Raw genomic sequence first — 21,582 nt, 5'->3', positions numbered from 1 at the left:
GGTCATGGTGGTCGACGACCACCCCATGTGGCGCGAGGCGGTCGCCCGGGACCTCGCGGAGTCCGGCTTCGACGTCGTCGCCACCGCAGGCGACGGCGAGCAGGCCGTGCGCCGCGCCAAGGCCACCACGCCCGACGTGCTCGTGCTGGACCTGAACCTGCCCGCGAAGCCGGGCGTCCAGGTGTGCAAGGAGGTCGTCGCCGCGAACCCGGCGCTGCGGGTCCTCGTGCTGTCGGCGAGCGGCGAGCACGCCGATGTGCTGGAGGCGGTGAAGTCCGGCGCGACCGGCTACCTGCTGAAGTCGGCGTCCACCGAGGAACTGCTGGACGCGGTGCGCCGGACGGCCGTCGGCGACCCGGTGTTCACTCCGGGCCTGGCCGGTCTGGTGCTGGGCGAGTACCGCAGGCTGGCCTCCGACCCCGGCCCCGCCGCCGGCGGCGGCGAGCCGAACGCGCCGCGGCTGACCGACCGGGAGACCGAGGTGCTGCGCATGGTCGCCAAGGGCCTGAGCTACAAGCAGATCGCCGAACGCCTCGTCATCTCCCACCGCACGGTCCAGAACCACGTCCAGAACACCCTCGGCAAACTCCAGCTGCACAACCGGGTGGAGCTCGTCCGGTACGCGATAGAGCGAGGCCTCGACGACGAGTGAGGGGCGCGCAAAACTGACTCTTCGTCGGACAACCGCGGCGAAGGGAAACTTCCATGCGCGTAGGAGTACTGACCGGAGGCGGGGACTGCCCCGGCCTCAACGCCGTCATCCGGGCGGTCGTCCGCAAGGGCGTCCAGGAGTACGGCCATGAGTTCGTCGGTTTCCGGGACGGCTGGCGGGGCCTCCTCACCAAGAGGTCGGTCCGCCTCGACATCCCCGCCGTGCGCGGCATCCTGCCCCGCGGCGGCACCATCCTCGGCTCCTCGCGGACCAACCCCCTCAAGGAGGAGGACGGCGTCCGCCGCATCAGGGAGACCCTCGCCGAGCAGCGGATCGAGGCGCTCGTCACCATCGGCGGCGAGGACACCCTCGGCGTCGCCGCCCGGCTCTGGGACGAGTACGCGGTGCCCTGCGTCGGCGTCCCGAAGACCATCGACAACGACCTGTCCGCCACCGACTACACCTTCGGCTTCGACACCGCCGTCGGCATCGCGACCGAGGCCATCGACCGGCTGCACACCACCGCCGAGTCCCATATGCGGGTCCTGGTCGTCGAGGTGATGGGCCGGCACGCCGGCTGGATCGCCCTCCACTCGGGCCTGGCGGGCGGGGCCAACGTCATCCTCATCCCCGAGCAGCGCTTCGACGTCGAGCAGGTGTGCGCCTGGGTGACCTCCCGCTTCCGGTCCTCGTACGCCCCGATCGTGGTCGTCGCCGAGGGCGCGATGCCCAAGGACGGCGACGTGGTGCTGAAGGACGGGTCGCTGGACCCCTTCGGACACGTCCGGCTGTCCGGCGTCGGCGAGTGGCTCGCCAAGGAGATCGAGCGGCGGACGGGGCAGGAGGCCCGTACGACGGTGCTCGGCCACGTCCAGCGCGGCGGCACGCCGAGCGCCTTCGACCGCTGGCTCGCCACCCGCTTCGGCCTGCACGCCGTCGACGCCGTCCACGAGGGCGACTTCGGCAAGATGGTCGCCCTGCGCGGCACGGATATCGTCCGGGTACCGATCGCCGAGGCGACGGCACGGCTGAAGACGGTGGACCCGACACTGTACGCGGAAGTCGGGGTGTTCTTCGGCTGACAGGGCGTCAAGTCGCCATGGGAAAAGGGGAGTTCGTGGCCGGATCGTGGAAGTCGCCGGGCCTGCCCGCGTTAGTGGAGGCCGAGGCGGAGACACTTGCCGCCGTCTGGCCCGCCGTACGCGACGGCAAGGCCCCGCCGACCCCGGAGTTCGCGCAGCTCCGCTCGCTCGCCACGCTGTGCAAGGAGGCGTCCGAGGCGGCCGCCGGCGGGGGAGACGACGCACCGGAGCTCACGGTCAGCCTCCTCGCGAGCGCCGTGCTGCACCGCGTGGTTCCGGTGCCCGTGCCGCCGGCCCTGCGCTGGTTCTTCGACCCGTCGGCGCCCGTCGACGCACAGGCGGCCGGCCTCGCCGCCCGGATGGGGGCCAAACACGCCGCCCATTCCGAATCGGACCGCACTGCGCAGTGGCTGCGTCGCTGGTGCCTGGAGACCGCCCTGATCTTCGGCACCCGCGCTCTGGACGGCCCGGCGCCCAGCGACACGGCCCGCGGCAAGGTCCACGAACTCCTCGCCGTCCTCGCGGGACGGCGCTTCAGGGCGAGCGGCGACCCCGCCGACGAGGACGTCGCCGTCAGCCACGCCCGCGCCGCACTCGACCTGGCCACCGAGGCGGAACGGGCCGAGCGCGGCGCCCGCCTCGCCCAGCTGATGACCGGCCGCTCGCTCCGCCTGCGGGACCCCGCCCTCCTCCACGACGCCGTCGACCTGGCCCGGGCCGCGCTCGCCCCGCTGGACCCGGCGAGCTTCGCCTGGCTGGCCCAGGCGGGGATGACGGTCGGCGCCCTCCTCACCGCCACCGTCCAGGACACCAAGGACGTCGAACTGCTCGACGAGGCCCTGGACCTGCAGCGCGCGATCATGCGCCATCCCGAGTACCACCGCCTCCAGCACGGGTACCGGCACGAGTACGCCGGTCTGCTCGCCCAGCGCTTCGCCCGCCGCCGCGACCCGGAGATCCTGGACGAGACCATCGCGGCCTACGTGGAACTGCACGCCCTCGATCCGGGGCAGTACGCCGCCGATCTGGGCCGGCACCTCCAGTACCGCTACCAGATGCGCGGAGACAGCGCCGACCGCCGGCACGCCCTGGCCCTGATGGCCGAGGGACTGTCCACCGGGCCGGCCGAGCACGAGGCGCTCACCTCCTACGGCACCGCCGCGCTGCACGAGTACCGCGAGTCCGGCCGCATCGAGCCGGTCGAGCGGGCCCTGGCCACGATGACTCGGCAGACCGCCCCAGGCGCCGCCCACGCCGAGGACAGCCAGGTCATCGGCGCCCTCGCCGACCTGCTGCTCGCCACCGGCGAAGCGAGCCGCCCGCAGCGGCACGGGCCCGCCGAGGACGCCGCCCGCCGCTCGCTGGCCCGCGCCGACGACGCCGGGGACCGGGCCCGTGCGCTGGCCCGGCTCGCCGAGGTGCTCGTGCACCGCTACCGGGCCACCGCCGACCTGGCCCTGCTCGACGAGGCGATCGCCTGCTGCCGCGAGGGCGCCGCCGTGCTGCCGCCGGGCGCCGACGTGCCCCCGCAACTGCCGGGCTCCCTCGTCGCGGCGCTGGTCGAGCGGCACGGCCGGACCCGGCACCTCGCCTCCCTGCGCGAGGCGATCGACGCGGCGGAGTGGCTGCAGAGGGAGACCCCCGACTTCGTCGCCGAACAACCCGTGATCCTGGGCAATCTGGTCGGCCTGATCGTCGAGCACGCCCGCCAGACCTCGGACACCACCGACCTCGACCGCGGACAGCGGCTCGTGGAGCGGGCCCTGGCTGCCGCCGGCCCCGGCCACGCCTTGCGCGGCCACCTGCTGATCGCCCTCGGCGGGATCCTGCTGGCCCGCGCCCAGCCGCCCGGCGCCGACATCGAGGCCGCCGACACCGCCGTACGCCACTACGAAGCCGTCCTGCGGGAAGTGCCGCAGGAGTCGCGGCGCGCCGACTTCGTCCTGCACGGCGACCTGGCGCACGCCCTGTGGGCGCGCCACGCGAGCGGCGGCGACCGCGCCGACCTCGATCGGGCCCTGGAGGCGGCGCGCACGGCCGTACGCCTGCTGCCGCCCGGCGAGCCGCGCCGCGGCCAGGCCCTCACCGTGCTCTCCCGGATCCTCACCACGACCCTTGGCGCCGGCGGCTCCTCCGAAGCCGTCCGGGACGAGTCCCTCGCCGTCAACGCCGAACTCGCCGCCGACCCGGGGCAGCCCGCGCAGGTCCGTGCGACCGCCGCGCTGCAACTCGCCATCGTGGCACGGGCCATCGGGGACGCGGAGCGGTCCCTGGCCGCGGTCCGCACCATGATGGAGACGCTGCCGTTGCTCGCCTGGCGCGGGGTCGACCGGTCCGACCAGGAGGAGATGCTCGGCAGGATGGGGCGGGCCGGCTCTTTCGCCGCGATGATCGCGCTGGCCGCCGGACGGCCCCTCGAAGCGCTGGAACTGCTGGAGGCGGGGCGCGGCGTGCTCGCCGCCCAGATCCTGGAAACGCGGACCGAGACCGACGGACTGGCCGCCGCGCACCCGGAGTCGGCCGCCCGGCTCGACGCCCTGCGCCGGGAACTGGACCGGATTCCCGGCCACGGCATGGCGGGCGAGGAGGCGGACCGCCGCCACCGGCTCGCCCGCGAGTGGCAGGAGGCCCTGGACGAGATCCGCGCCCTCGACGGCTTCCAGGACTTCCTGCGCCCGCCCCGGGCAGGGCAGTTGCTGCGGGCCGGGGAGCAGGGGCCGGTCGTCATGGTCACCGGCGGCCCGATGAACCTCAGCTACGCGCTGGTGCTCGACGGCGCCGGTCTCAAGGGCGTGCGGTTGCCGGACTTCTCCGAGGCCGAGGCCAGGGAGCGCGGCGAGACGCTGGTCCGGGCCGTGGCCGCCGCCGCCCGCTCCGGCCTGGCCCGCGCCTTCGCCGAACAGGCCGCCCTGGACATCCTCGACTGGCTCTGGCGCACGGTCGCCGAACCGGTCCTCGACGCCCTCGGCATCACCGGCCCGCCCGCGCCCGGCGAGGACCCGCCCCGCCTGTGGTGGTGCCCCTCCGGAGCGCTGTCCTTCCTGCCGCTGCACGCGGCGGGCGAGGTACCGGACCGGGTGGTGTCCTCCTACACGCCGGGCGTCGCCCCCCTGCTCCGGGCCCGCGCCGGCTCGGCGGCCGAAGCCCGCCCGCTGATCGTCGCCGTCCCCGAACTCGACGGCCAGGCACCGCTTCCCGGCGCCCTGCGCGAGGCCGACCTGACCCGCGCGGCGGTCGGCGGCACCCTGCTCACCGGGGACGCGGCGCAGGTCGACGCCGTACGCACCGCGCTCGCCGCACACTCATGGGCGCACTTCGCCTGCCACGGCGTCCAGGACCTCGAACAGCCCTCCCGCGGACGGCTGTTGCTGCCCGACGGGGAGCTCTCGGTCCTGGACATCTCCCGACTCCATCTGCCCGGCGCCCAGTTCGCCTACCTCTCCGCGTGCGAGACCGCCGTGGGCGGCGCCCGGCTGCCCGACGAGGCGCTGCACCTCGCCGGATCGCTCCAACTCGCGGGCTTCTCCCAGGTGATCGGCACCCTGTGGCGGGTGGACGACGAATCGTCGGCGGAGATCGCGCAGGCCGTGTACGAGACCCTGAAGGACGCGGACCCCGGCGCCCCGCCCGCCGCCCTCGCCCTCCACCACGCGGTCGGCCGGCTGCGCGCCCGCCACCCGGACCGCCCGCTGAGCTGGGCCGCGCATGTGCATTCCGGGGCGTGAGCCGGGCGAGGGACTCTACGATCGTCGTCGTGGAAACAGCGGACGACGATCTGCACGCCGAGTTCTGCCGGGAGTTGGCGACCCTGCGGCTGCTGAGCGGACCCCGGCGGGCGGCCCTCGAACAGGCGGTACGGCGGTTGCGCGAGGGCGCGGACATCGGCGAGGTGCTCGCTTCCCTCGACGTCACCCTCACCGCCCCGCTGCTGGCCCGCGCCCCCACGCCCGTCGGCGCCCCCGGCCCGCCGGTGCGCGGCAGCTATCTGTGCCCGGTCGGGGCCTGCCACCGGGTCGAGCTGCGCCGCGCCGGACAGGGCCCGCCCGAGTGCCTCGTCCACGAGCGTGTGCTGACCTTCGTCGCGGACGCGTGAGGGACACCCGGTGACGGGGTTCCTCGCCGAGCTGGGCCGGAAGCTGGCCGAGCGATGGTTCACCCTGCTCGTCCTGCCCGGCCTGGCCTATCTGCTGGCCGCCGCGGTCGCCGTGCGGCTGGGCCAGGGCGACTGGCACGACTGGCGCGTCCTGTGGGACGGCTTCGCCGGGCTCACCGAGGGGGAGCCGGACCGGCAGAACAGCCTCGCCGTCCGCGCGGTCCTGCTCGTTCTCGCCGCCGTGCCCCTCTCCGCCGGCGTCGGCGCGGTCGCCCAGGCGCTCGCCGCGCCCGTCGAACGCGCCCTGTGCGGCCCCTGGCCACGGCCCTTCGCCGCCCTCTCCGCCCGGCTGACCGCCCGCCGCGCCACCGCCTGGCGGGCCGCGGACGACGCCCATCACCAAGGCGGCGACCCGGCCTCGGCCGCCCGCCGCAACGCCGTCGCCCTGATCCCGCCCGAGCACCCCACCCGGCTCGGCGACCGGCTCCGCGCCCCCGCCGTCCGCCTGGACAACGAGTACGGCATCGACCTCGCCACCGTCTGGCCCCGCCTCTGGCTCATCCTCCCCACGGCCACCCGAGACACCCTCACCGACACCCGGGCCCGCCTCGACACGGCGTTCGCCCTGGGCGGCTGGGCGTTGCTGTACCTGCTGCTCGCGGTCCTGTGGTGGCCGGCCGCGCTGATCGCGCTGGCCGTGGTGGCCGTCTCCCGGCACCGGGCCGCGCTCGCGGCCGAGGCGTACGCCGAACTCGTCGAATCGACCGTCGACCTCCACCTCGACCGCCTCCTCACCCGCCTCGCGGAACCCCGCCCCGCACCGCAGCAGGGCAGGGCACTGACGGAGCGCCTGCGCCGCGGCCTGTAGCCGAGGAGCCTTCGCCGAACCCTCGTCGAGCCCTCGTCGAACCTTCGTCGGCTACAAGGCGCTCGTCTGCCGCACCCGGCCCACCAGCTCCCGTACGACCGCCGCCCCGTTCAGCGTCAGCACCGACTCCGGATGGAACTGCACACCCGCGACCCCGGGCCCCCGCAGGGCATGCACCTCCCCGTTCGCGGCCCGGCTCACCTCGATGCCGTGCGCGCCCAGCTCGCGGGCGGTCTCGTCGTCGCAGGAGGCCACGAAGCTGTTGTAGAACCCGACGGTCTCCGCCCGCCCGAACAGGTCCACGGTCGTCTGCGCCCCCTGATACGGCACCTCCTTGCGGACGATGTCCAGCCCCAGCTCCGCCGCGATCAGCTCGTGCCCGAGGCAGACGCCGAGGACGCCGTGCCGGTGCGCCCGGAGCACCCGGGCGGTCAGCTCCCGCAGGAACCGCATCTTGGGATCGGCCAGGTCGGACGGGTCGCCGGGACCGGGCCCCAGCACCACAGGCCCCTCGTGTCCGAGCACCGCCTCCCGCAGCCCGGGCTCGTCGTAGCGCCGGACGGTCACGTCCAGCCCGCTGGAGCGCAGCACGTGCCCGAGCATCGCCGTGAAGGTGTCCTCGCCGTCGACGACCAGGGCGTGTCCGGTGAGCTCCGCGGAGCGGTCCTGCATCCGCAGCCAGAACGGCGCGAGCGAGGCGCGGCGTCCGTCGAGCGCGGCACGCACGCGTGGGTCGTCGGCGAGACGCACGCGCGTGTGCTCCGCGCGCGGGCGGGACGGCCGTACGCCCAGGGCGGCCAGCACGCCCGCCGCCTTGGCGTGCGTCTCCGCGACCTCGCCCGCCGGATCCGAGCCGCGGACGAGCGTGGCGCCGACCGGCACCCGCAGCCGCCCGGCCGCGTCGATGTCGGCGGTGCGGATGAGGATGGGGGAGTCGAGGGTCTGCGCGCCGCCGGAGTCCCGGCCGAGCAGCGCCAGCGCGCCCGCGTAGTAGCCGCGCCCGCCGACCTCGTGCCGCTCGATGACCCGACAGGCGTTCTGCACGGGCGAGCCGGTGACGGTCGCCGCGAACATGGTCTCCTTCAGGACCTCCCGCACATCCAGCGAGGACCTGCCGCGCAGCTCGTACTCCGTGTGCGCGAGATGCGCCATCTCCTTGAGCCGGGGGCCGATCACCACCCCGCCCATGTCGCCGACGGTGCACATCATCTTGAGCTCCTCGTCGACGACCATGCACAGCTCCTCGATCTCCTTGCCGTCGGCGAGGAAGTCCAGCAGGTGCTCGGGCGTCGGACCCTCGGCGGGATACCGGTAGGTCCCGCTGATCGGGTTCATGACGACCGTGCCGCCGGACATCCGTACATGCACCTCGGGGCTGGCCCCCACCAGCGTCCGGTCCCCGGTGTGCACGACGAACGTCCAGTAGGCGCCGCGCTCGCCTTCGAGGAGCCGCCGGAAGAGCGCGAGGGCGTCGGCCCGCCCGAACCCCGGGATCTCCCCCTCGTACGTCCGCCGGATCACGAAGTTGGCGCCCTCGCCCCGCCCGATCTCGTCCCGCAGCACCCGCCCGACGATCTCGCCGTACTCGTCGTCGTCGACGTCGAAGCCGCCGGAGCGGACCTGGACGTCATGGGAGGGGAGCTGGGCCAGCGCTTGGGCCAGCGGGATCTCGTACGTCTCCTCGGGCGTCAGCACCGCCAGCGGCGTCCCGTCGTCCCGGACGTCGAAGCCGCGCTCGCGGATCTGCCGGAACGGGACGAGCGCGAGGCCCTCGTCGGGGAGGTCGGCGAGGCGGTCGTAGGAGGCGACCGGGCCGAGGAGCAGTTCGACGGTGTGCTCGTCGCGGCCGGGGGTGCGGCGGCGGAGCAGGGCGAAGGGGCGGGGGTCGTGCAGCAGGTCCGGCAGGTTCATCGGGTTCGGATTCCTTCTCGATCTCGTCGACGGAGAGGGAACGGCCCCGGAAACACCGAAGGCCGCCCCTCGGGCGGCCTTCGCGAAGTCTTGCGTACGCGCAGTCAGTGGGCCGCCGGATGAGCGGTCCACCACCAGTTCTGGGTCGAAAGCGCGAACATGCGACGCACCCTACCGCACGCGATCCCGCGCACACCTGAGCGAACCTGCGTCTCACCTGTCGAGCCGATGCGAAAACGACTCGACACGACCCCGTAATGTTGAGGGCGTGACCGTGAACGCTAAGACCAGCGCGAGCGCTGGCAACACCTGGCGAGACCTGCCCGCGGCGCAGCAGCCCGAGTACCCCGACACCGAGGCTCTGCGCGCAGTGATCGCGGACCTCGAGTCGTATCCGCCGCTCGTCTTCGCGGGCGAGTGCGACCAGCTGCGCGCCCGGATGGCGGCCGTCGCCAAGGGAGAGGCGTTCCTCCTCCAGGGCGGCGACTGCGCCGAGGCCTTCGACGCGGTGTCCGCCGACCACATCCGCAACAAGCTGAAGACGCTGCTGCAGATGGGCGCGGTGCTGACGTACGCGGCCTCCGTGCCGGTCGTCAAGGTCGGCCGGATCGCCGGCCAGTACTCCAAGCCGCGCTCCAAGGGCACCGAGACCCGTGACGGCGTGACCCTGCCGACGTACCGGGGCGACTCGGTCAACGGCTTCGAGTTCGACGAGGCGTCCCGTATCCCGGACCCCGAGCGGCTGAAGCGGATGTACAACGCGTCCGCCTCCACGCTCAACCTGGTGCGCGCCTTCACCACCGGCGGCTACGCCGACCTGCGCCAGGTGCACGCCTGGAACCAGGACTTCGTGAAGTCGTCCCCGTCCGGGCAGCGCTACGAGCAGCTCGCCCGCGAGATCGACCAGGCACTCAACTTCATGCACGCCTGCGGGGCCGACCCGGAGGAGTTCAAGACGGTCGAGTTCTACTCCTCGCACGAGGCGCTGCTGCTCGACTACGAGTCCGCGCTCACCCGTGTCGACTCCCGCACCGGCCGGCTGTACGACGTCTCCGCGCACATGGTGTGGATCGGCGAGCGCACCCGGCAGCTGGACCACGCGCACATCGAGTTCGCCTCGAAGATCCGCAACCCGATCGGCATCAAGCTCGGCCCGACGACCACGGCCGAGGAGGCGCTGCAGTACATCGAGCGCCTGGACCCCGACCGCGAGCCGGGTCGGCTGACCTTCATCGTCCGTATGGGCGCCGACAAGGTCCGCGACAAGCTGCCCGAGCTGGTCGAGAAGGTCAGCGCCTCGGGCGCGACCGTCGCCTGGATCACCGACCCGATGCACGGCAACACCTACGAGGCGGCCTCGGGTCACAAGACCCGCCGGTTCGACGATGTGCTCGACGAGGTCAAGGGCTTCTTCGAGGTCCACAAGGGCCTTGGCACCCACCCGGGCGGCATCCATGTCGAGCTGACCGGCGACGATGTCACCGAGTGCGTGGGCGGCGGCGACGAGATCTTCGTCGACGACCTCCACCAGCGCTACGAGACCGCCTGCGACCCGCGACTGAACCGCAGCCAGTCCCTGGACCTGGCGTTCCTCGTGGCCGAGATGTACAGGGACCAGTAGCTCCTGGCCCATTACCTACCTGTGCGGTGGGGCGCGGATCACATAGGATCCGCGCCCCACCGCACTTTTGCGCTCGCCGGGCTCCGGGTAAGGTTAGGTTAGCCTTATTGATCTCGGCGGGAGGTGAGTCCGCGTGTACGTCTGCAGCTGCTTCGGAGTGACTGAAGCGCAGGTCCAGAAGCACGTGGACGACGGCGCCTGCACGCCCCGCCAGATCGCCTCGGCCTGCAAGGCCGGAACGGACTGCGGCTCGTGCGTACGTCGAATTCAGGCCATCCTCGGCCGAGGCGCATGCCCGCGCCGTGAGCTGGCCGACCAGGGCCGGCCGGTCCTCACCGACCTCGAGGAAGCCGCTTAGCCTGCGAACCGCCCGGGGCTTCAGCTCTCCGGCTGCTCGATCAGCTGTGCGATGTACAGCGCCTCGCCGAGCTTCTCCACCAGCTCCAGCTGCGTGTCGAGGTAGTCGATGTGGTGCTCCTCGTCCTCGAGGATCGACTCGAAGATGTTCGCGGACGTCACATCGCCCTTTTCGCGCATCACCTTGATACCGCGCTTCAGGCGGTCGATCGCCTCGACCTCGATCTTCCGGTCGGCCTCGAACATCTCCTTGACCGTCTGACCGATCCGCACATGGAACAGCCGCTGGTAGTTCGGCAGCCCGTCCAGGAACAGAATTCGGTCGGTGAGCACCTCGGCGTGCTTCATCTCGTCGAACGATTCGTGCCGGGTGTACTTCGCGAGCTTCGTCCAGCCGAAGTTCTCCTGCATCTTGGCGTGGAGGAAGTACTGGTTGATCGCGGTCAGCTCACCGGTGAGCTGCTCGTTGAGGAACTCGATGACCTCGGGGTCGCCCTGCATCGCAGAGGCTCCTTCCGCATGGGAATTCGGGGTGGGGAATTCGGGGAGGTTCCGCCGCATGATTTCACCGGTGCCGAAGATCGTCCAGTAAGTGCGTACTTAGTAAGTTAGTGCATGCTTAGTAGCAGTTGCCCGATTCTGGATATGGGCGGTCATGGCTGGTCATGTGCACCGTCGCGGGTCTGTCAGGATGGAGTCATGGGTCAGCCGGTGGAGCGCGAATCTGGGGAAGAAGCAGTGTCAGAACTTCCGCCGGGACAGCGACTGCAGCGCGGCTGGCCGGTCACCCACTACGGTCCGGTGCCCAAGTTCCGGCCCGAACGCTGGGACTTCAGGGTCTTCGGCGCTACCGCCGACGGTGAGAAGAGCTCCTGGAACCACGAGGAGTTCACGGCCCTTCCGTACGCCTCCGTCATGGCCGATCTGCACTGCGTGACGAAGTTCAGCATGCTCGGCGCCGAATGGGGCGGCATCCCCGCCCGGACGATCCTGGAGATCGCGCCGCCCGCGCCGAACGTCACCCATGTGATGGTGTGGGCCGAGTACGGCTTCAGCTCGAACCTGCGCCTCGTCGACTTCGCCGCCGAGCGCACGATTTTCGCCACCCACAAGGACGGCGAGCTGCTCACCGCCGAACACGGCTTCCCGCTCCGCCTGGTCGTCCCGCACCTCTACGCCTGGAAGGGCCCCAAGTGGGTCCGCGGCATCGAGTACATGACCGCCGACCGCCGCGGCTTCTGGGAGGAGCGCGGCTACCACAACATCGGCGACCCCTGGAAGGAACAGCGGTACTCCTACCAGGAGGTGCCGGGGGACGGGCCGGAGCTCTGAGGCGCCGGGGTGTCGCGGGCCGGTAGGCTTTTCGCCGGGTACCACGACAATCGTGCAGGGAGCCATTCATGGCCGTCTTCAACGTGATCTTCTCGGAGTCAGCTGCCCACGTGCGCGACACCCTCTCCGAGGACAGCCTTCAGGGGCTTCGGCGTGGCCTCGCCATACTGGCCGGGGACCCGCGCACCAAAATCTCCGCGGCGATCTCAGACGACGAGAACACCCGCTCGGTCGCGTTGACCCGCACCCTGGCGATCGAGTACATCATCAGCGACGGCCTGCTCATCGTGCTCGTGGTCCATGTGGTCGACACCTCGCACGTGCTCGTCGAGAACGAGGACTGACAGACGCCTCAGCCGTCGCGGAGCTTCTTCAGCCGTTCCACGTCCGCCGCGTGTCCCTCCTTGCCGCCGGGCGTCTCGATGATCAGCGGTACGCCCTCGGTCGCGGGGTGGGTCATCAGCGCGCGGAACGGGTCCTCGCCGATGTGACCGGCGCCGATGTTCTCGTGCCGGTCCTTGTGGGCGCCGACCACGTCCTTGGAGTCGTTGGCGTGGATCAGTTTCAGCCGGCCCTCGCCGACCGTGTCCACCAGCAGATCGAGGGTCTGGTGCATCCCGGCCGGGCCGGTCAGATCGTGCCCGGCCGCGAAGATATGACAGGTGTCGAGGCAGACGCCGAGCTTGGGATGGGCGTCCAGCGCCTCGAAGTACGGTCCGAAGTCCCAGGTCCGGGAGCAGAGCGAGGCGCCCTGCCCGGCCGTCGACTCCAGCAGCAGGAACGGGTCGTCGTCGTGGGTCAGCTCGTCCAGCAGCGGCAACAGATACTCGCGCACCTGCTTCAGCGCCACCGACCGGTCCCGCCCGCCCGTCGCGCTCCCGGTGTGGACGACCACGCCCAGCGCGCCGATCTCCCGCCCACGGCGCAGCGAGTGCCGCATCGACTCCACCGACTTCTCGGCCGTCGCCTCGGTGTGCGAGCCGAAGTTGATCAGGTAGGGCGCATGCACATACGCCGGGACCGACTCCGCCGCGCACGCCTCGCGGAACGCCTCGTCCTGCCGCGGGTTGCCGACGGGCGTCGCCCAGCCGCGCGGGTTGGCGACGAACACCTGGACCGTCTCGGCCTTGAGGTCATGCGCGTACGACATGCCCACGTCGTGCAGTCCGCCGGCCACGGGGACATGACCGCCGACGGGGTTGCGGGAGGGGAAGGGGGATCGAGGACTCACCCGGTCAGGGTGTCATGCCCGGCCGCCCCGCCGGTCACCGGATGGTGATGGTGATCGTCGACCCCTTGGGCGCCATCTCGCCGGCCTCCACGGACTGCTTCTTGACGCTGTCGCCGAAGAGCCCGAGCAGCCCACGGTCCTCCTTGACCTCGAACCCGGACTGCTCCAGGAGCGAGGTGGCGTCGTCGACGCTCGCACCGACCACGTCCGGGACCTCGACCAGCACCGGCCCCTTGGACAGCGTCAGCGTCACCGTGTCGCCGTCGGTGGCCTCGCTGTCGGCCTCCGGGGTCTGCGCCGCGACCTGACCCTTGTCGAACTCGGAGTTCACCGCAGCGGCGGCGACCTTCACCTTCAGGCCGGCCTCCTGCAGCTCCGCCCTGGCGTCGGCCAGGGTCTCCCCGGTGACGTCCGGGACGTCGATCGGGCTGCCCTTGCTGACAGTGATCGCGACCGCGGTGCCCGCGCGCCGCTGGGTGCCCGCCTTGGGGTCGGTGCTGATCACGAAGCCCTTGATGACGTCGTCGCTGAACGCCTTGGTGACCAGGCCCGGCTCCAGGCCGTCCGTCTTCAGCAGCTCCTCGGCCTTGTCCAGCCGGGAGCCCGTCACATCAGGCACCTTCACGATCTCGGGGCCGTCGGAGACGGTGAGCGTCACCGAGTCGTTCTTGCGGATCCTGGCGCCCGGCTCGGGGTCCGTCTCCATGACAGTGCCGCGCTTCGCGGTGTCGCTGTACCGGTGCTGGACCTTGCCGACCTCGAGCCCGGCCGCCTCCAGCCGCTTCCTGGCGTCCGCCTCCTTCTGCGTCAGCACCGCGGGGACCTTGGTGAACTGGCCGGAGTTGATGTACCAGACGCCCGCGCCCACGCCGAACACCAGCAGGACGACGGTGATGAGCGCGAGCACCCCGCGCCGGGGCGGGCGCACGGCGCGCCGCCGCGGCGGCAGCGGCGGCGGGCTCTGGAACCGGGAGGTCCGGTCGACCGAGCCGTCGCCGTGCGCCGGGTCGAGGGGGTCGTCCTCGTTGACGGGCAGCGGGCGCGGCACGGTCAGCGAGCGCGGGATGACGCTGGTGCGGTCCTCGGCGATGTCGTGCCCGGCGGAGACGGCCTGCGGCGGCAGCGCGTCCAGCTGCGCCTCGCTGAGCGGGGCGCGCGCCTCCCGCACCTGCCCGAGCAGCGCGACGGCGTCGTGCGGCCGGACTCCGGGGGTGCGGGCGGTGGCGGTGGCCACCAGCTCGTCCAGCTCGAACGGCAGACCGGGGACGGCGGCCGACGGCGGCGGAACGTCCTCGTGGAGGTGCTTGTAGAGCACGATCGCGGGGGAGTCGCCGTCGTGCGGCTTCTCACCGGTGAGCATCTCGTAGAGCACGACCCCGCACGCGTACACGTCGACCCGGGGATCGGCGGCGCCGGGCTGCTCGATCTGCTCGGGAGCGAGATAGGCGACGGTGCCGAGCACGGCCCCGGTGGTGCTGGTCACGGTGTCCACGGACCGTACGAGCCCGAAGTCGGCGACCTTGACCCGCCCGTCATCCCCTATCAACACGTTCTCGGGCTTCATGTCCCGGTGCACGAACCCGGCGCGGTGCGCGGCTCCCAGCGCGGCGAGCACCGGCTCCAGGATGTCGAGCGCGGCCCGCGGCTGCAGCGCCCCGCGCTCACGCAGCACGTCACGCAGGGTGCACCCGGCGATGTACTCCATGGCGAGATAGACGTACGACGCGTCGGCACCCTGATCGAACACCTGGACGACATTCGGGTGGGCGAGGCGGGCCACGGACTTCGCCTCCCGGATGAACCGATCGACGAACGCCCCGTCGGCGGCGAGCGCCGGGTGCATCACCTTGAGCGCGAGCACGCGGTCGAGGCGGGTGTCCACGGCCCGGTAGACCGTGGCCATCCCGCCGACCGCGATCCGCGCCTCGACGCGATAGCGGCCGTCGAGCACCTGCCCGACCAGAGGGTCCTGAAGGGTCGTGTCCACGCAGGCGAGTCTACGAGCAGCCACTGACACCACCCCCACCTCCACCACGATCGACCCCCGACTGCAGCCGACCTGTGACGCGAGTGGTGGACCGGCGGGTTGGCCGCCAACGGTGCACGGCCCCCACGGGCGAGGCCCACTTCTGGGCCGACTGCAACGGGTGGTGCGTGGGTGGGCGATGTTTTTCGGAGGTGGACCGGCGGTCAGAAGGCAGGTCGCTCGGGGTCCAGCGCCGCGAGGCCCTCCGCAGGAGAGGACGCCTCCGCGAAGTAGCGGCGGGGGATCCGCCCGGCGAGGCGGGCCGACCTGCCCGCCTCGACCCCGGCCCGCATGGCGGACGCCATCCGCTCAGGGTCCGGGGACCGCGTCACCGCCGACGCCAGCATCACCCCCGCACACCCCAACTCCATCGCCAACGCCACATCCGAAGCCGTACCGGCCCCCGCGTCGAGAATCACCGGCACCCGCGCGTGCTCCACGATCAGCTGAAAGTTGTGCGGGTTGCGGATGCCCAGGCCGGAGCCGATCGGCGAACCCAGCGGCATCACCGCGGCGCACCCCACGTCCTCCAGCTTCCGGGCCAGCACCGGATCGTCGTTCGTGTACGGCAGCACCGTGAACCCGTCGTCCACCAGCGTCTCCGCCGCGTCCAGCAACTCGATCGGATCCGGCAGCAGCGTCCGCTCGTCGGCGATGACCTCCAGCTTGACCAGGGACGTCCCCAGCGCCTCCCGTGCCAGCCGAGCCGTCAGCACGGCCTCCCCGGCGGTGAAACACCCCGCCGTGTTCGGCAGCACCCGGATGCCCAGCCGCTCCAGCACCGACAGCACGGAACCCCGCACCGAAGGGTCGACGCGGCGCATCGCGACCGTCGTCAGCTCGGTCCCGGACGCCACCAGCGCCCGCTCCAGCACCTCCAGGCTGGGCGCACCCCCCGTGCCCATGATCAGCCGGGACGAGAAGGACGTGCCTGCGAGGACGAAGGGATCGTCGGCCATGGTTCAGCCTCCTTGGACGGCGGTGAGGACCTCGACACGGTCCCCCTCGGAGAGGGACGTCGACGGCCACTGCGCGCGCGGGACGACGGTTTCGTTCAGGGCGGCGGCCACTCCCGAGGGGGCCGGGGTCAGCGCGCGTACGACGCTGTCGAGAGCCGTGCCGGGAGCGAACTCCCGGCGCTCTCCGTTGACCGAGATGTTCATGCGGGCTGCTCCTGGAGCGCGAAACGCCTGGGCGTGAAGGGACGGGCCTCGTCCGGGAGCTCCCCGGTGGCCAGGGCATGCGCCATCGCGTCACCGGTCACCGGCGTCAGCAGCACGCCGTTGCGATAGTGCCCGGTGGCCAGCAGCAGCCCCTCCAGCTCCGTCGGCCCGAGCAGCGGCGCGTTGTCCGGGGACCCGGGCCGCAGCCCCGCGCGGGTCTCCGTGAGCGGCAGCTCGGTGATCCCCGGGACCAGCTCATGGGCGTCGCGCAGCAGCTCGTACACGCCGCCCGCCGTCACCGTCGTGTCCCAGCCCAGCTCCTCGCTGGTCGCGCCCACGACCAGCTCGCCGTTCTCCCGCGGCACCAGGTAGACCTGGCTGCCGCGCACCACGGCCCGCACGGTCCGGCTCAGGAACGGCGCGTACGGCCGCGGCACGGTCAGCCGCAGCACCTGCCCCTTCACGGGCCGTACGGGAGGCAGGACGTCCTTCGGAACCCCGCTGAGCCGCCCGCTCAGGCTGCCCCCGGCGAGCACCACCTGCCCCGCCCCCAGCGTCGTACCGTCCCGTGCGACGATCCCCACGGCCCGCCCGTCCACGACGGACAGCCGCTCGGCCCAGGCGCGGTGGAAGACCACGCCCGCCCGCTCGCACCCGGCCAGCAGCGCCCCGGCCAGCCGCCGCGGATCGATCTGGTGATCGCCGTCCACCCGCAGCCCGCCGCGTACGCCGGGCGCGAGCAGCGGCTCCAGGCGCCGGCACTCCCGCCCGGACAGCCACTCCGACTCCAGCCCCGACTGCCGCTGCAGGGCGTGCAGTTCACGCAGGTGGGCACGGTCGTCGGCGTCCAGCGCGACCGCGAGCGTGCCGCAGCGCCGGTAGCCGAGGTCGTGTCCGGTCAGCTCGCTCAGCTCGGCCACGAAGTCCGGATAGCGGCGGGCCGAGGCGAGGTTGAGGCCGAGCAGGGTCTGCTCGCCGTGGTGCAGTTCGGTGACGGCGGCCAGCATTCCGGCGGCCACCCGGGCGGCCCCGCCGCCCGGCTCCGGGTCCACCACCGCCGTGGCGAAGCCGCGCTGCGCGGCCCGCCAGGCCGTGACAAGCCCGATGATCCCGCCCCCGATGACGAGGACGTCCGACGTACGTGGAGACGACGGTGACAGTGGAGACGACATGGGCGTCCAGCCCCTCCCTTCGCCGGCATGACCCGGATCAGGTTCGTACGGTCGGAGGCCGCCAGCCTCCCTCTCAGCCCGGTGCGTCCGGGCTCCCGCGAGTGCTCTACGTTGGCCACCCTAGCCCGACCCCGCACACCTCAGTAAGGGAGCCTGCGCCCATGGCACGGTCACTCGACGGCCTGGTCCTCGCCCCGGTCGCCGACCAGGCCCCCGGGCAGGTCGGCACCCGCACCCGCTTCACGTACCACGAGAAGGACGGCGTGATCTGGGCCGAGTACGCGGGCGGCGACGTCGTACGGGGGCATTTGGTGGGTACTCGGGAGGGAGACCGGCTCGACTTCCGCTACGTACAGCTCAAGTACGACGGGACGACGTCCTCGGGTCACTGCGCGTCGACCGTCGTGGAGCTGCCCGACGGCCGGGTGCGCCTCGACGAGACCTGGGAGTGGGAGTCGCAGGAGGGCAGCGGCACGAGCGTCGTGGAGCAGGTCACAGCGCAGGACGGCTGACTGACGGGGCGTCAGCTGGCTAGGGTGATCCGACTATGGTGATCAGGTGAGCGAGCAGACCCAGGAAGGCAGGCCCACGGCGCGGCGCGTGGTCGTCGTCGGCGCGGGCATGGCCGGCGTGCAGACCGCGGTCGCCCTGCGCGACCAGGGCTTCGACGGCACGGTGAAACTCGTCGGAGCGGAACCCCACCAGCCCTACGACCGGCCCCCGCTGTCCAAGGCCGTCCTGCTCGGCACGTCCGAGGGCTCCGCCTTCGACGTCGACTTCGAGGGCCTCGGCATCGAACTGGAGCTCGGCCGCGAGGTCCTCGGCCTGCGCCCCGCCGACCACGAGCTGGACGCCGAGCGCGGCCCGGTCCCGTACGACGTCCTCGTGCTCGCCACCGGCGCCCAGCCGATCCGGCTGCCCGGCGCCGAGGGCGTGCCCGGGGTGCACCTGCTGCGCACCCTGGACGACGCCGAACGGCTACGGCCCGTGCTCGCCCGACAGCACGACGTCGTGGTCGTCGGCGCCGGCTGGATCGGCGCGGAGTTCGCCACGGCCGCGCGCGAGGCCGGCTGCGCGGTCACCGTCGTCGAGGCCGCCGACCGGCCGCTGGCCGGGGCCCTGCCCGCCGAGGTCGCCGCCCCGATGGCCGACTGGTACGCCGACAGCGGCGCCGTTCTGCGCACCCACGCGCGCGTGGCGCGCGTCGAGCCCGGCGCGGTCGTCCTCGACGACGGCTCGCGGCTGCCCGCCGGCGCCGTCGTGGTCGGCATCGGCGCCCGCCCCGCCACCGCCTGGCTGGCCGGCTCCGGCGTCGAGCTGGGCGCGCACCGCGAGGTCGTGGCCGACGCAAGTCTGCGCACCTCCGTGCCGGACGTGTACGCGGTCGGCGACTGCGCCTCCTTCCCTTCGGGAAGGTACGGCGAGCGCCTTCTCGTCCACCACTGGGACAACGCCCTCCAGGGGCCGCGCACGGTCGCGGCGAACATCGTCGGCGCGAGCACCGACGAGCCCTTGGCCGTCTACGACCCCGTCCCGTACTTCTGGTCCGAGCAGTTCGGCCGTTTCGTCCAGTACGCCGGGCACCACGCCGACGCCGACCGCACCCTGTGGCGCGGCGACCCGTCCGGACCGGCCTGGACGGTCTGCTGGCTGCGCGAGGACCGTCTGGTCGCCCTGCTGGCCGTGGGGCGCCCGCGCGACCTGGCCCAGGGCAGGCGGCTGATCGAGGCGGGCACGCCCATGGACCCGCTGCTCCTCGCCGACCCGGCCAGACCGCTGAAGACGGCGACGGCCCCGGCCTGAACGCCCCGGTCCGCCCTGGCCCGAACGCCCCCGGTCGGACCGGCCCGACTTCCGACTGTCGGTGGCAGATGGCAGGCTTGTTCCCGTGACCGAGATTGACGCAAAGACCGATGTTCTCGTCCCCGCCTGGCTCACCCTGCCCGACATCGCAGAAATGCTCGATGTCGAGGTGACGCGCGTCCGGCAGCTGGTCAGGGACGGCCAGCTCATCGCCGTACGCCGTGGCGAGAACCGCGCACTGCACGTCCCCGCCGCTTTCATCGACGGGGACAAGGTGGTGAAGGGCCTGTCCGGGACCCTGACCCTGCTGCGGGACGACGGCTTCACGGACGAAGAGATCCTGGAGTGGCTCTTCACCTCCGACCCGACCCTCCCCGGCACCCCGGCGCAGGCCCTGAGTGAGAACCGCGGCACGGAGGTGAAGCGCCGCGCCCAGGCGCTCGCCGTCTGACCCGGCGACGCCTGGCGTCCGACCTGCGGATTCGAACCGAATGACCCGGTGTACGGGGGCCGCCGGCCCTCGTACACCACCACCCTGGGGGGACTTTCGTATGCCTGACACCGCCCGCGCCCGGCTCGGCGACGCCCGACTGTACCTCTGCACGGACGCCCGCACCCGCCAGGGCGACCTCCCGGAGTTCCTGGACGCGGTCCTCGCGGGCGGCGTCGACATCGTCCAACTGCGGGACAAGGGCATGGAGGCGGCGGCGGAACTGGAGCATCTCAGGGTGTTCGCCGACGCCTGCGCCCGGCACGGCAAGCTGCTCGCGGTCAACGACCGCGCGGACGTCGCCCACGCCGTCGGGGCCGACGTCCTCCATCTGGGCCAGGGCGACCTGCCGGTCCCCGCGGCCCGCGCGATCCTCGGCGCCGACGTCCTCATAGGCCGCTCCACGCACGCCGCGGCGGAGGCGGAGGCCGCCGCCGGCCAGGAGGGCGTGGACTACTTCTGCACCGGACCGTGCTGGCCCACCCCCACCAAGCCCGGCCGGCATGCGCCCGGCCTCGACCTGGTGCGGCACACGGCCGCCCTCGGCGCCGACCGCCCCTGGTTCGCGATCGGCGGCATCGACCTCGGCAACCTCGACGAGGTGCTGGCGGCGGGCGCCCGCCGGGTCGTCGTCGTCCGGGCGATCACGGAGGCGGACGATCCCGGCGCCGCGGCGGCGGAGTTCGCGAAGCGGCTGAGCGAGGCGTAGCCCGGCCGGGCCGGCCCCGGCCGCGCGTCCAAGGGGTGGACAACAAGTCGACAATTCGGGCAAATTTCCGGCATTCGGTTGGGGGACCGCCAGCCCCTGGCTAACCTGCGGGTATGGCCCTAGGAACCGCATCCACCAGGACGGACCGCGCGCGCACCGTGCGCGACATCCTGGCGACCGGCAAGAAGACGTACTCGTTCGAGTTCTACGCGCCGAAGACGCCCAAGGGTGAGCGAAGCCTGTGGAACGCGCTGCGCAGGGTCGAGGCGGTCGCACCCGACTTCGTGTCGGTGACGTACGGCGCCGGCGGCTCCACCCGGGCGACCACGGTCAAGGAGACCCAGCAGATCGTCGTCGACACCACCCTGACGCCGGTCGCGCACCTCACCGCCGTGGACCACTCCATCGCCGAACTCCGCAACATCATCGGCCAGTACGCCGACGCCGGGATCCGCAACATGCTCGCGGTGCGCGGCGACCCGCCCGGCGACCCCATGGGCGCATGGGTGCCGCACCCGCAGGGCCTGACGTACGCCGCCGAACTCGTCCGGCTCATCAAGGAGTCGGGCGACTTCTGCGTGGGCGTCGCCGCCTTCCCCGAGATGCACCCGCGCTCCGACGACTGGGACGCGGACGTCGCGCACTTCGTCGACAAGTGCCGGGCCGGCGCCGACTACGCCATCACGCAGATGTTCTTCGAGCCCGAGTCCTATCTGCGCCTGCGCGACCGGGTCGAGGCAGCGGGTTGTGTGACTCCGGTCATCCCCGAGGTCCTGCCGGTGACGAGTGTGAAGATGTTGGAAAGCCTGCCCAGGCTCAGCAACGCCCACTTCCCGGCCGCTCTGAAAGAGCGGATCCTCACAGCCAAAGACGATCCGGCCGCTGTACGCTCCATTGGCATCGACTTCGCCACGGAGTTCTGCGCACGGCTGCTGGCCGAGGGAGTGCCCGGACTGCACTTCATCACGCTCAACAACTCCACGGCGACGCTGGAAATCTACGAGAACCTGGGTCTGCACCACCCGCCGCAGGCATAGACCGGTCGCACTCACATACGACACACTGCGTAGCG

Annotated in this window: 22 protein-coding genes and 1 riboswitch; of the genes, 14 read left to right on the top strand and 8 right to left on the bottom strand. The window is 72.3% G+C overall.

Going from position 1 to position 21,582, the window contains the following annotated elements; genetic code table 11:
• The first annotated feature begins 4 nt into the window (after positions 1–4).
• From ABZ725_RS39150 to ABZ725_RS39130, 5 genes are read left to right on the top strand one after another with little or no spacing between them, the layout of a single operon-like run.
• Positions 5–652 carry a response regulator transcription factor gene (locus ABZ725_RS39150; protein WP_358807215.1) on the top strand — a complete coding sequence of 216 codons (648 nt, stop codon included), beginning with the start codon at positions 5–7 and terminating at the stop codon, positions 650–652.
• Positions 653–705: 53 nt separating this feature from the next.
• On the top strand, positions 706–1,734 hold the full coding sequence (locus ABZ725_RS39145; RefSeq protein WP_358807154.1) for a 6-phosphofructokinase: 1,029 nt from the start codon (positions 706–708) through the stop codon (positions 1,732–1,734).
• Between the two features lie 35 nt (positions 1,735–1,769).
• Positions 1,770–5,459 carry a CHAT domain-containing protein gene (locus ABZ725_RS39140; protein WP_358807153.1) on the top strand — a complete coding sequence of 1,230 codons (3,690 nt, stop codon included), beginning with the start codon at positions 1,770–1,772 and terminating at the stop codon, positions 5,457–5,459.
• A 29-nt stretch (positions 5,460–5,488) separates the two neighbouring features.
• Positions 5,489–5,827 carry a hypothetical protein gene (locus ABZ725_RS39135; protein WP_358807152.1) on the top strand — a complete coding sequence of 113 codons (339 nt, stop codon included), beginning with the start codon at positions 5,489–5,491 and terminating at the stop codon, positions 5,825–5,827.
• Between the two features lie 10 nt (positions 5,828–5,837).
• Positions 5,838–6,695 carry a hypothetical protein gene (locus tag ABZ725_RS39130; RefSeq protein WP_358807151.1) on the top strand — a complete coding sequence of 286 codons (858 nt, stop codon included), beginning with the start codon at positions 5,838–5,840 and terminating at the stop codon, positions 6,693–6,695.
• Between the two features lie 51 nt (positions 6,696–6,746).
• Here ABZ725_RS39130 and ABZ725_RS39125 read toward each other — a convergent pair whose 3' ends face one another.
• Complete coding sequence (locus tag ABZ725_RS39125) at positions 6,747–8,606, bottom strand: anthranilate synthase family protein (protein ID WP_358807150.1); 1,860 nt, start codon at positions 8,604–8,606, stop codon at positions 6,747–6,749.
• A 104-nt stretch (positions 8,607–8,710) separates the two neighbouring features.
• Entirely contained in the window at positions 8,711–8,767 is a 57-nt protein-coding gene (locus ABZ725_RS39120; RefSeq protein WP_078912442.1) for a trp operon leader peptide, read from the bottom strand.
• 107 nt (positions 8,768–8,874) lie between these two features.
• Between ABZ725_RS39120 and ABZ725_RS39115 the strand changes: the two genes are divergently transcribed.
• Together ABZ725_RS39115 and ABZ725_RS39110 are read left to right on the top strand one after the other, a co-directional pair.
• On the top strand, positions 8,875–10,227 hold the full coding sequence (locus ABZ725_RS39115; RefSeq protein WP_351912471.1) for a class II 3-deoxy-7-phosphoheptulonate synthase: 1,353 nt from the start codon (positions 8,875–8,877) through the stop codon (positions 10,225–10,227).
• 133 nt (positions 10,228–10,360) lie between these two features.
• Positions 10,361–10,585: a (2Fe-2S)-binding protein gene (locus ABZ725_RS39110; RefSeq protein WP_351912473.1), complete on the top strand. Its 225-nt coding sequence runs from the start codon at positions 10,361–10,363 to the stop codon at positions 10,583–10,585.
• A 20-nt stretch (positions 10,586–10,605) separates the two neighbouring features.
• Here the strand turns inward: ABZ725_RS39110 and bfr are convergent, their stop codons facing one another.
• Positions 10,606–11,085, bottom strand: coding sequence for a bacterioferritin (gene bfr / locus ABZ725_RS39105; protein WP_351912475.1), 480 nt, complete (start codon positions 11,083–11,085; stop codon positions 10,606–10,608).
• 198 nt (positions 11,086–11,283) lie between these two features.
• On the opposite strand from bfr, the gene ABZ725_RS39100 reads away from it, so the two are divergent.
• Together ABZ725_RS39100 and ABZ725_RS39095 are read left to right on the top strand one after the other, a co-directional pair.
• Positions 11,284–11,916 carry a sulfite oxidase-like oxidoreductase gene (locus tag ABZ725_RS39100; protein ID WP_351912477.1) on the top strand — a complete coding sequence of 211 codons (633 nt, stop codon included), beginning with the start codon at positions 11,284–11,286 and terminating at the stop codon, positions 11,914–11,916.
• Between the two features lie 68 nt (positions 11,917–11,984).
• Positions 11,985–12,260: a hypothetical protein gene (locus tag ABZ725_RS39095; protein WP_358807149.1), complete on the top strand. Its 276-nt coding sequence runs from the start codon at positions 11,985–11,987 to the stop codon at positions 12,258–12,260.
• Between the two features lie 8 nt (positions 12,261–12,268).
• On the opposite strand, the gene ABZ725_RS39090 is transcribed toward ABZ725_RS39095, so the two are convergent.
• The 5 genes from ABZ725_RS39090 to thiO form a co-directional block, all read right to left on the bottom strand.
• Positions 12,269–13,147: a deoxyribonuclease IV gene (locus ABZ725_RS39090; RefSeq protein ID WP_358807148.1), complete on the bottom strand. Its 879-nt coding sequence runs from the start codon at positions 13,145–13,147 to the stop codon at positions 12,269–12,271.
• A 34-nt stretch (positions 13,148–13,181) separates the two neighbouring features.
• Positions 13,182–15,134: a Stk1 family PASTA domain-containing Ser/Thr kinase gene (pknB, locus tag ABZ725_RS39085; protein WP_358807147.1), complete on the bottom strand. Its 1,953-nt coding sequence runs from the start codon at positions 15,132–15,134 to the stop codon at positions 13,182–13,184.
• Between the two features lie 203 nt (positions 15,135–15,337).
• The gene (locus tag ABZ725_RS39080) at positions 15,338–16,132 is read right to left on the bottom strand and encodes a thiazole synthase (RefSeq protein WP_351912484.1); all 795 of its coding nucleotides are present in this window, start codon (positions 16,130–16,132) and stop codon (positions 15,338–15,340) included.
• Positions 16,133–16,135: 3 nt separating this feature from the next.
• Positions 16,136–16,336, bottom strand: coding sequence for a sulfur carrier protein ThiS (gene thiS, locus ABZ725_RS39075; protein WP_351912485.1), 201 nt, complete (start codon positions 16,334–16,336; stop codon positions 16,136–16,138).
• Positions 16,333–17,508 (bottom strand): glycine oxidase ThiO, encoded by a 1,176-nt coding sequence (thiO, locus tag ABZ725_RS39070; RefSeq protein ID WP_358807146.1) that lies wholly within the window; start codon positions 17,506–17,508, stop codon positions 16,333–16,335. The genes thiS and thiO overlap by 4 nt, the downstream gene beginning before the upstream one ends.
• A riboswitch (TPP riboswitch) is annotated at positions 17,506–17,617 on the bottom strand. (Overlaps the previous gene by 3 nt.)
• 52 nt (positions 17,618–17,669) lie before the next feature.
• Here thiO and ABZ725_RS39065 point away from each other — a divergent pair.
• The 5 genes from ABZ725_RS39065 (at position 17,670) to metF (ending at position 21,547) form a co-directional block, all read left to right on the top strand.
• Complete coding sequence (locus ABZ725_RS39065; RefSeq protein ID WP_358807145.1) at positions 17,670–18,020, top strand: hypothetical protein; 351 nt, start codon at positions 17,670–17,672, stop codon at positions 18,018–18,020.
• A gap of 46 nt (positions 18,021–18,066) precedes the next feature.
• Positions 18,067–19,311 (top strand): FAD-dependent oxidoreductase, encoded by a 1,245-nt coding sequence (locus ABZ725_RS39060; protein WP_358807144.1) that lies wholly within the window; start codon positions 18,067–18,069, stop codon positions 19,309–19,311.
• Positions 19,312–19,396: 85 nt separating this feature from the next.
• The gene (locus tag ABZ725_RS39055) at positions 19,397–19,762 is read left to right on the top strand and encodes an Rv2175c family DNA-binding protein (protein ID WP_358807143.1); all 366 of its coding nucleotides are present in this window, start codon (positions 19,397–19,399) and stop codon (positions 19,760–19,762) included.
• A 100-nt stretch (positions 19,763–19,862) separates the two neighbouring features.
• Positions 19,863–20,510 (top strand): thiamine phosphate synthase, encoded by a 648-nt coding sequence (gene thiE, locus ABZ725_RS39050; RefSeq protein ID WP_358807142.1) that lies wholly within the window; start codon positions 19,863–19,865, stop codon positions 20,508–20,510.
• Positions 20,511–20,623: 113 nt separating this feature from the next.
• A complete protein-coding gene (gene metF / locus ABZ725_RS39045; protein ID WP_351912494.1) occupies positions 20,624–21,547 on the top strand; it encodes a methylenetetrahydrofolate reductase [NAD(P)H] in 924 nt (307 codons plus the stop codon).
• Positions 21,548–21,582 lie beyond the last annotated feature (35 nt).

The sequence above is a fragment of the Streptomyces sp. NPDC006872 genome, assembly GCF_040635845.1.
Classification (GTDB): domain Bacteria; phylum Actinomycetota; class Actinomycetes; order Streptomycetales; family Streptomycetaceae; genus Streptomyces.
The sequence above is the reverse complement of the archived record's forward strand: the minus strand, read 5'-3'. Positions and strand labels throughout refer to the sequence as shown.

Coding starts and splice junctions, on each gene's coding strand:
- bfr (WP_351912475.1), bottom strand. CDS start 11,085: ATGCAGGGCGACCCCGAGGTCATCGAGTTCCTCAACGAGCAGCTCACC.
- ABZ725_RS39145 (WP_358807154.1), top strand. CDS start 706: ATGCGCGTAGGAGTACTGACCGGAGGCGGGGACTGCCCCGGCCTCAAC.
- metF (WP_351912494.1), top strand. CDS start 20,624: ATGGCCCTAGGAACCGCATCCACCAGGACGGACCGCGCGCGCACCGTG.
- thiS (WP_351912485.1), bottom strand. CDS start 16,336: ATGAACATCTCGGTCAACGGAGAGCGCCGGGAGTTCGCTCCCGGCACG.
- ABZ725_RS39100 (WP_351912477.1), top strand. CDS start 11,284: ATGGGTCAGCCGGTGGAGCGCGAATCTGGGGAAGAAGCAGTGTCAGAA.
- ABZ725_RS39095 (WP_358807149.1), top strand. CDS start 11,985: ATGGCCGTCTTCAACGTGATCTTCTCGGAGTCAGCTGCCCACGTGCGC.
- ABZ725_RS39150 (WP_358807215.1), top strand. CDS start 5: ATGGTGGTCGACGACCACCCCATGTGGCGCGAGGCGGTCGCCCGGGAC.
- thiO (WP_358807146.1), bottom strand. CDS start 17,508: ATGTCGTCTCCACTGTCACCGTCGTCTCCACGTACGTCGGACGTCCTC.
- ABZ725_RS39125 (WP_358807150.1), bottom strand. CDS start 8,606: ATGAACCTGCCGGACCTGCTGCACGACCCCCGCCCCTTCGCCCTGCTC.
- ABZ725_RS39065 (WP_358807145.1), top strand. CDS start 17,670: ATGGCACGGTCACTCGACGGCCTGGTCCTCGCCCCGGTCGCCGACCAG.
- ABZ725_RS39080 (WP_351912484.1), bottom strand. CDS start 16,132: ATGGCCGACGATCCCTTCGTCCTCGCAGGCACGTCCTTCTCGTCCCGG.
- thiE (WP_358807142.1), top strand. CDS start 19,863: ATGCCTGACACCGCCCGCGCCCGGCTCGGCGACGCCCGACTGTACCTC.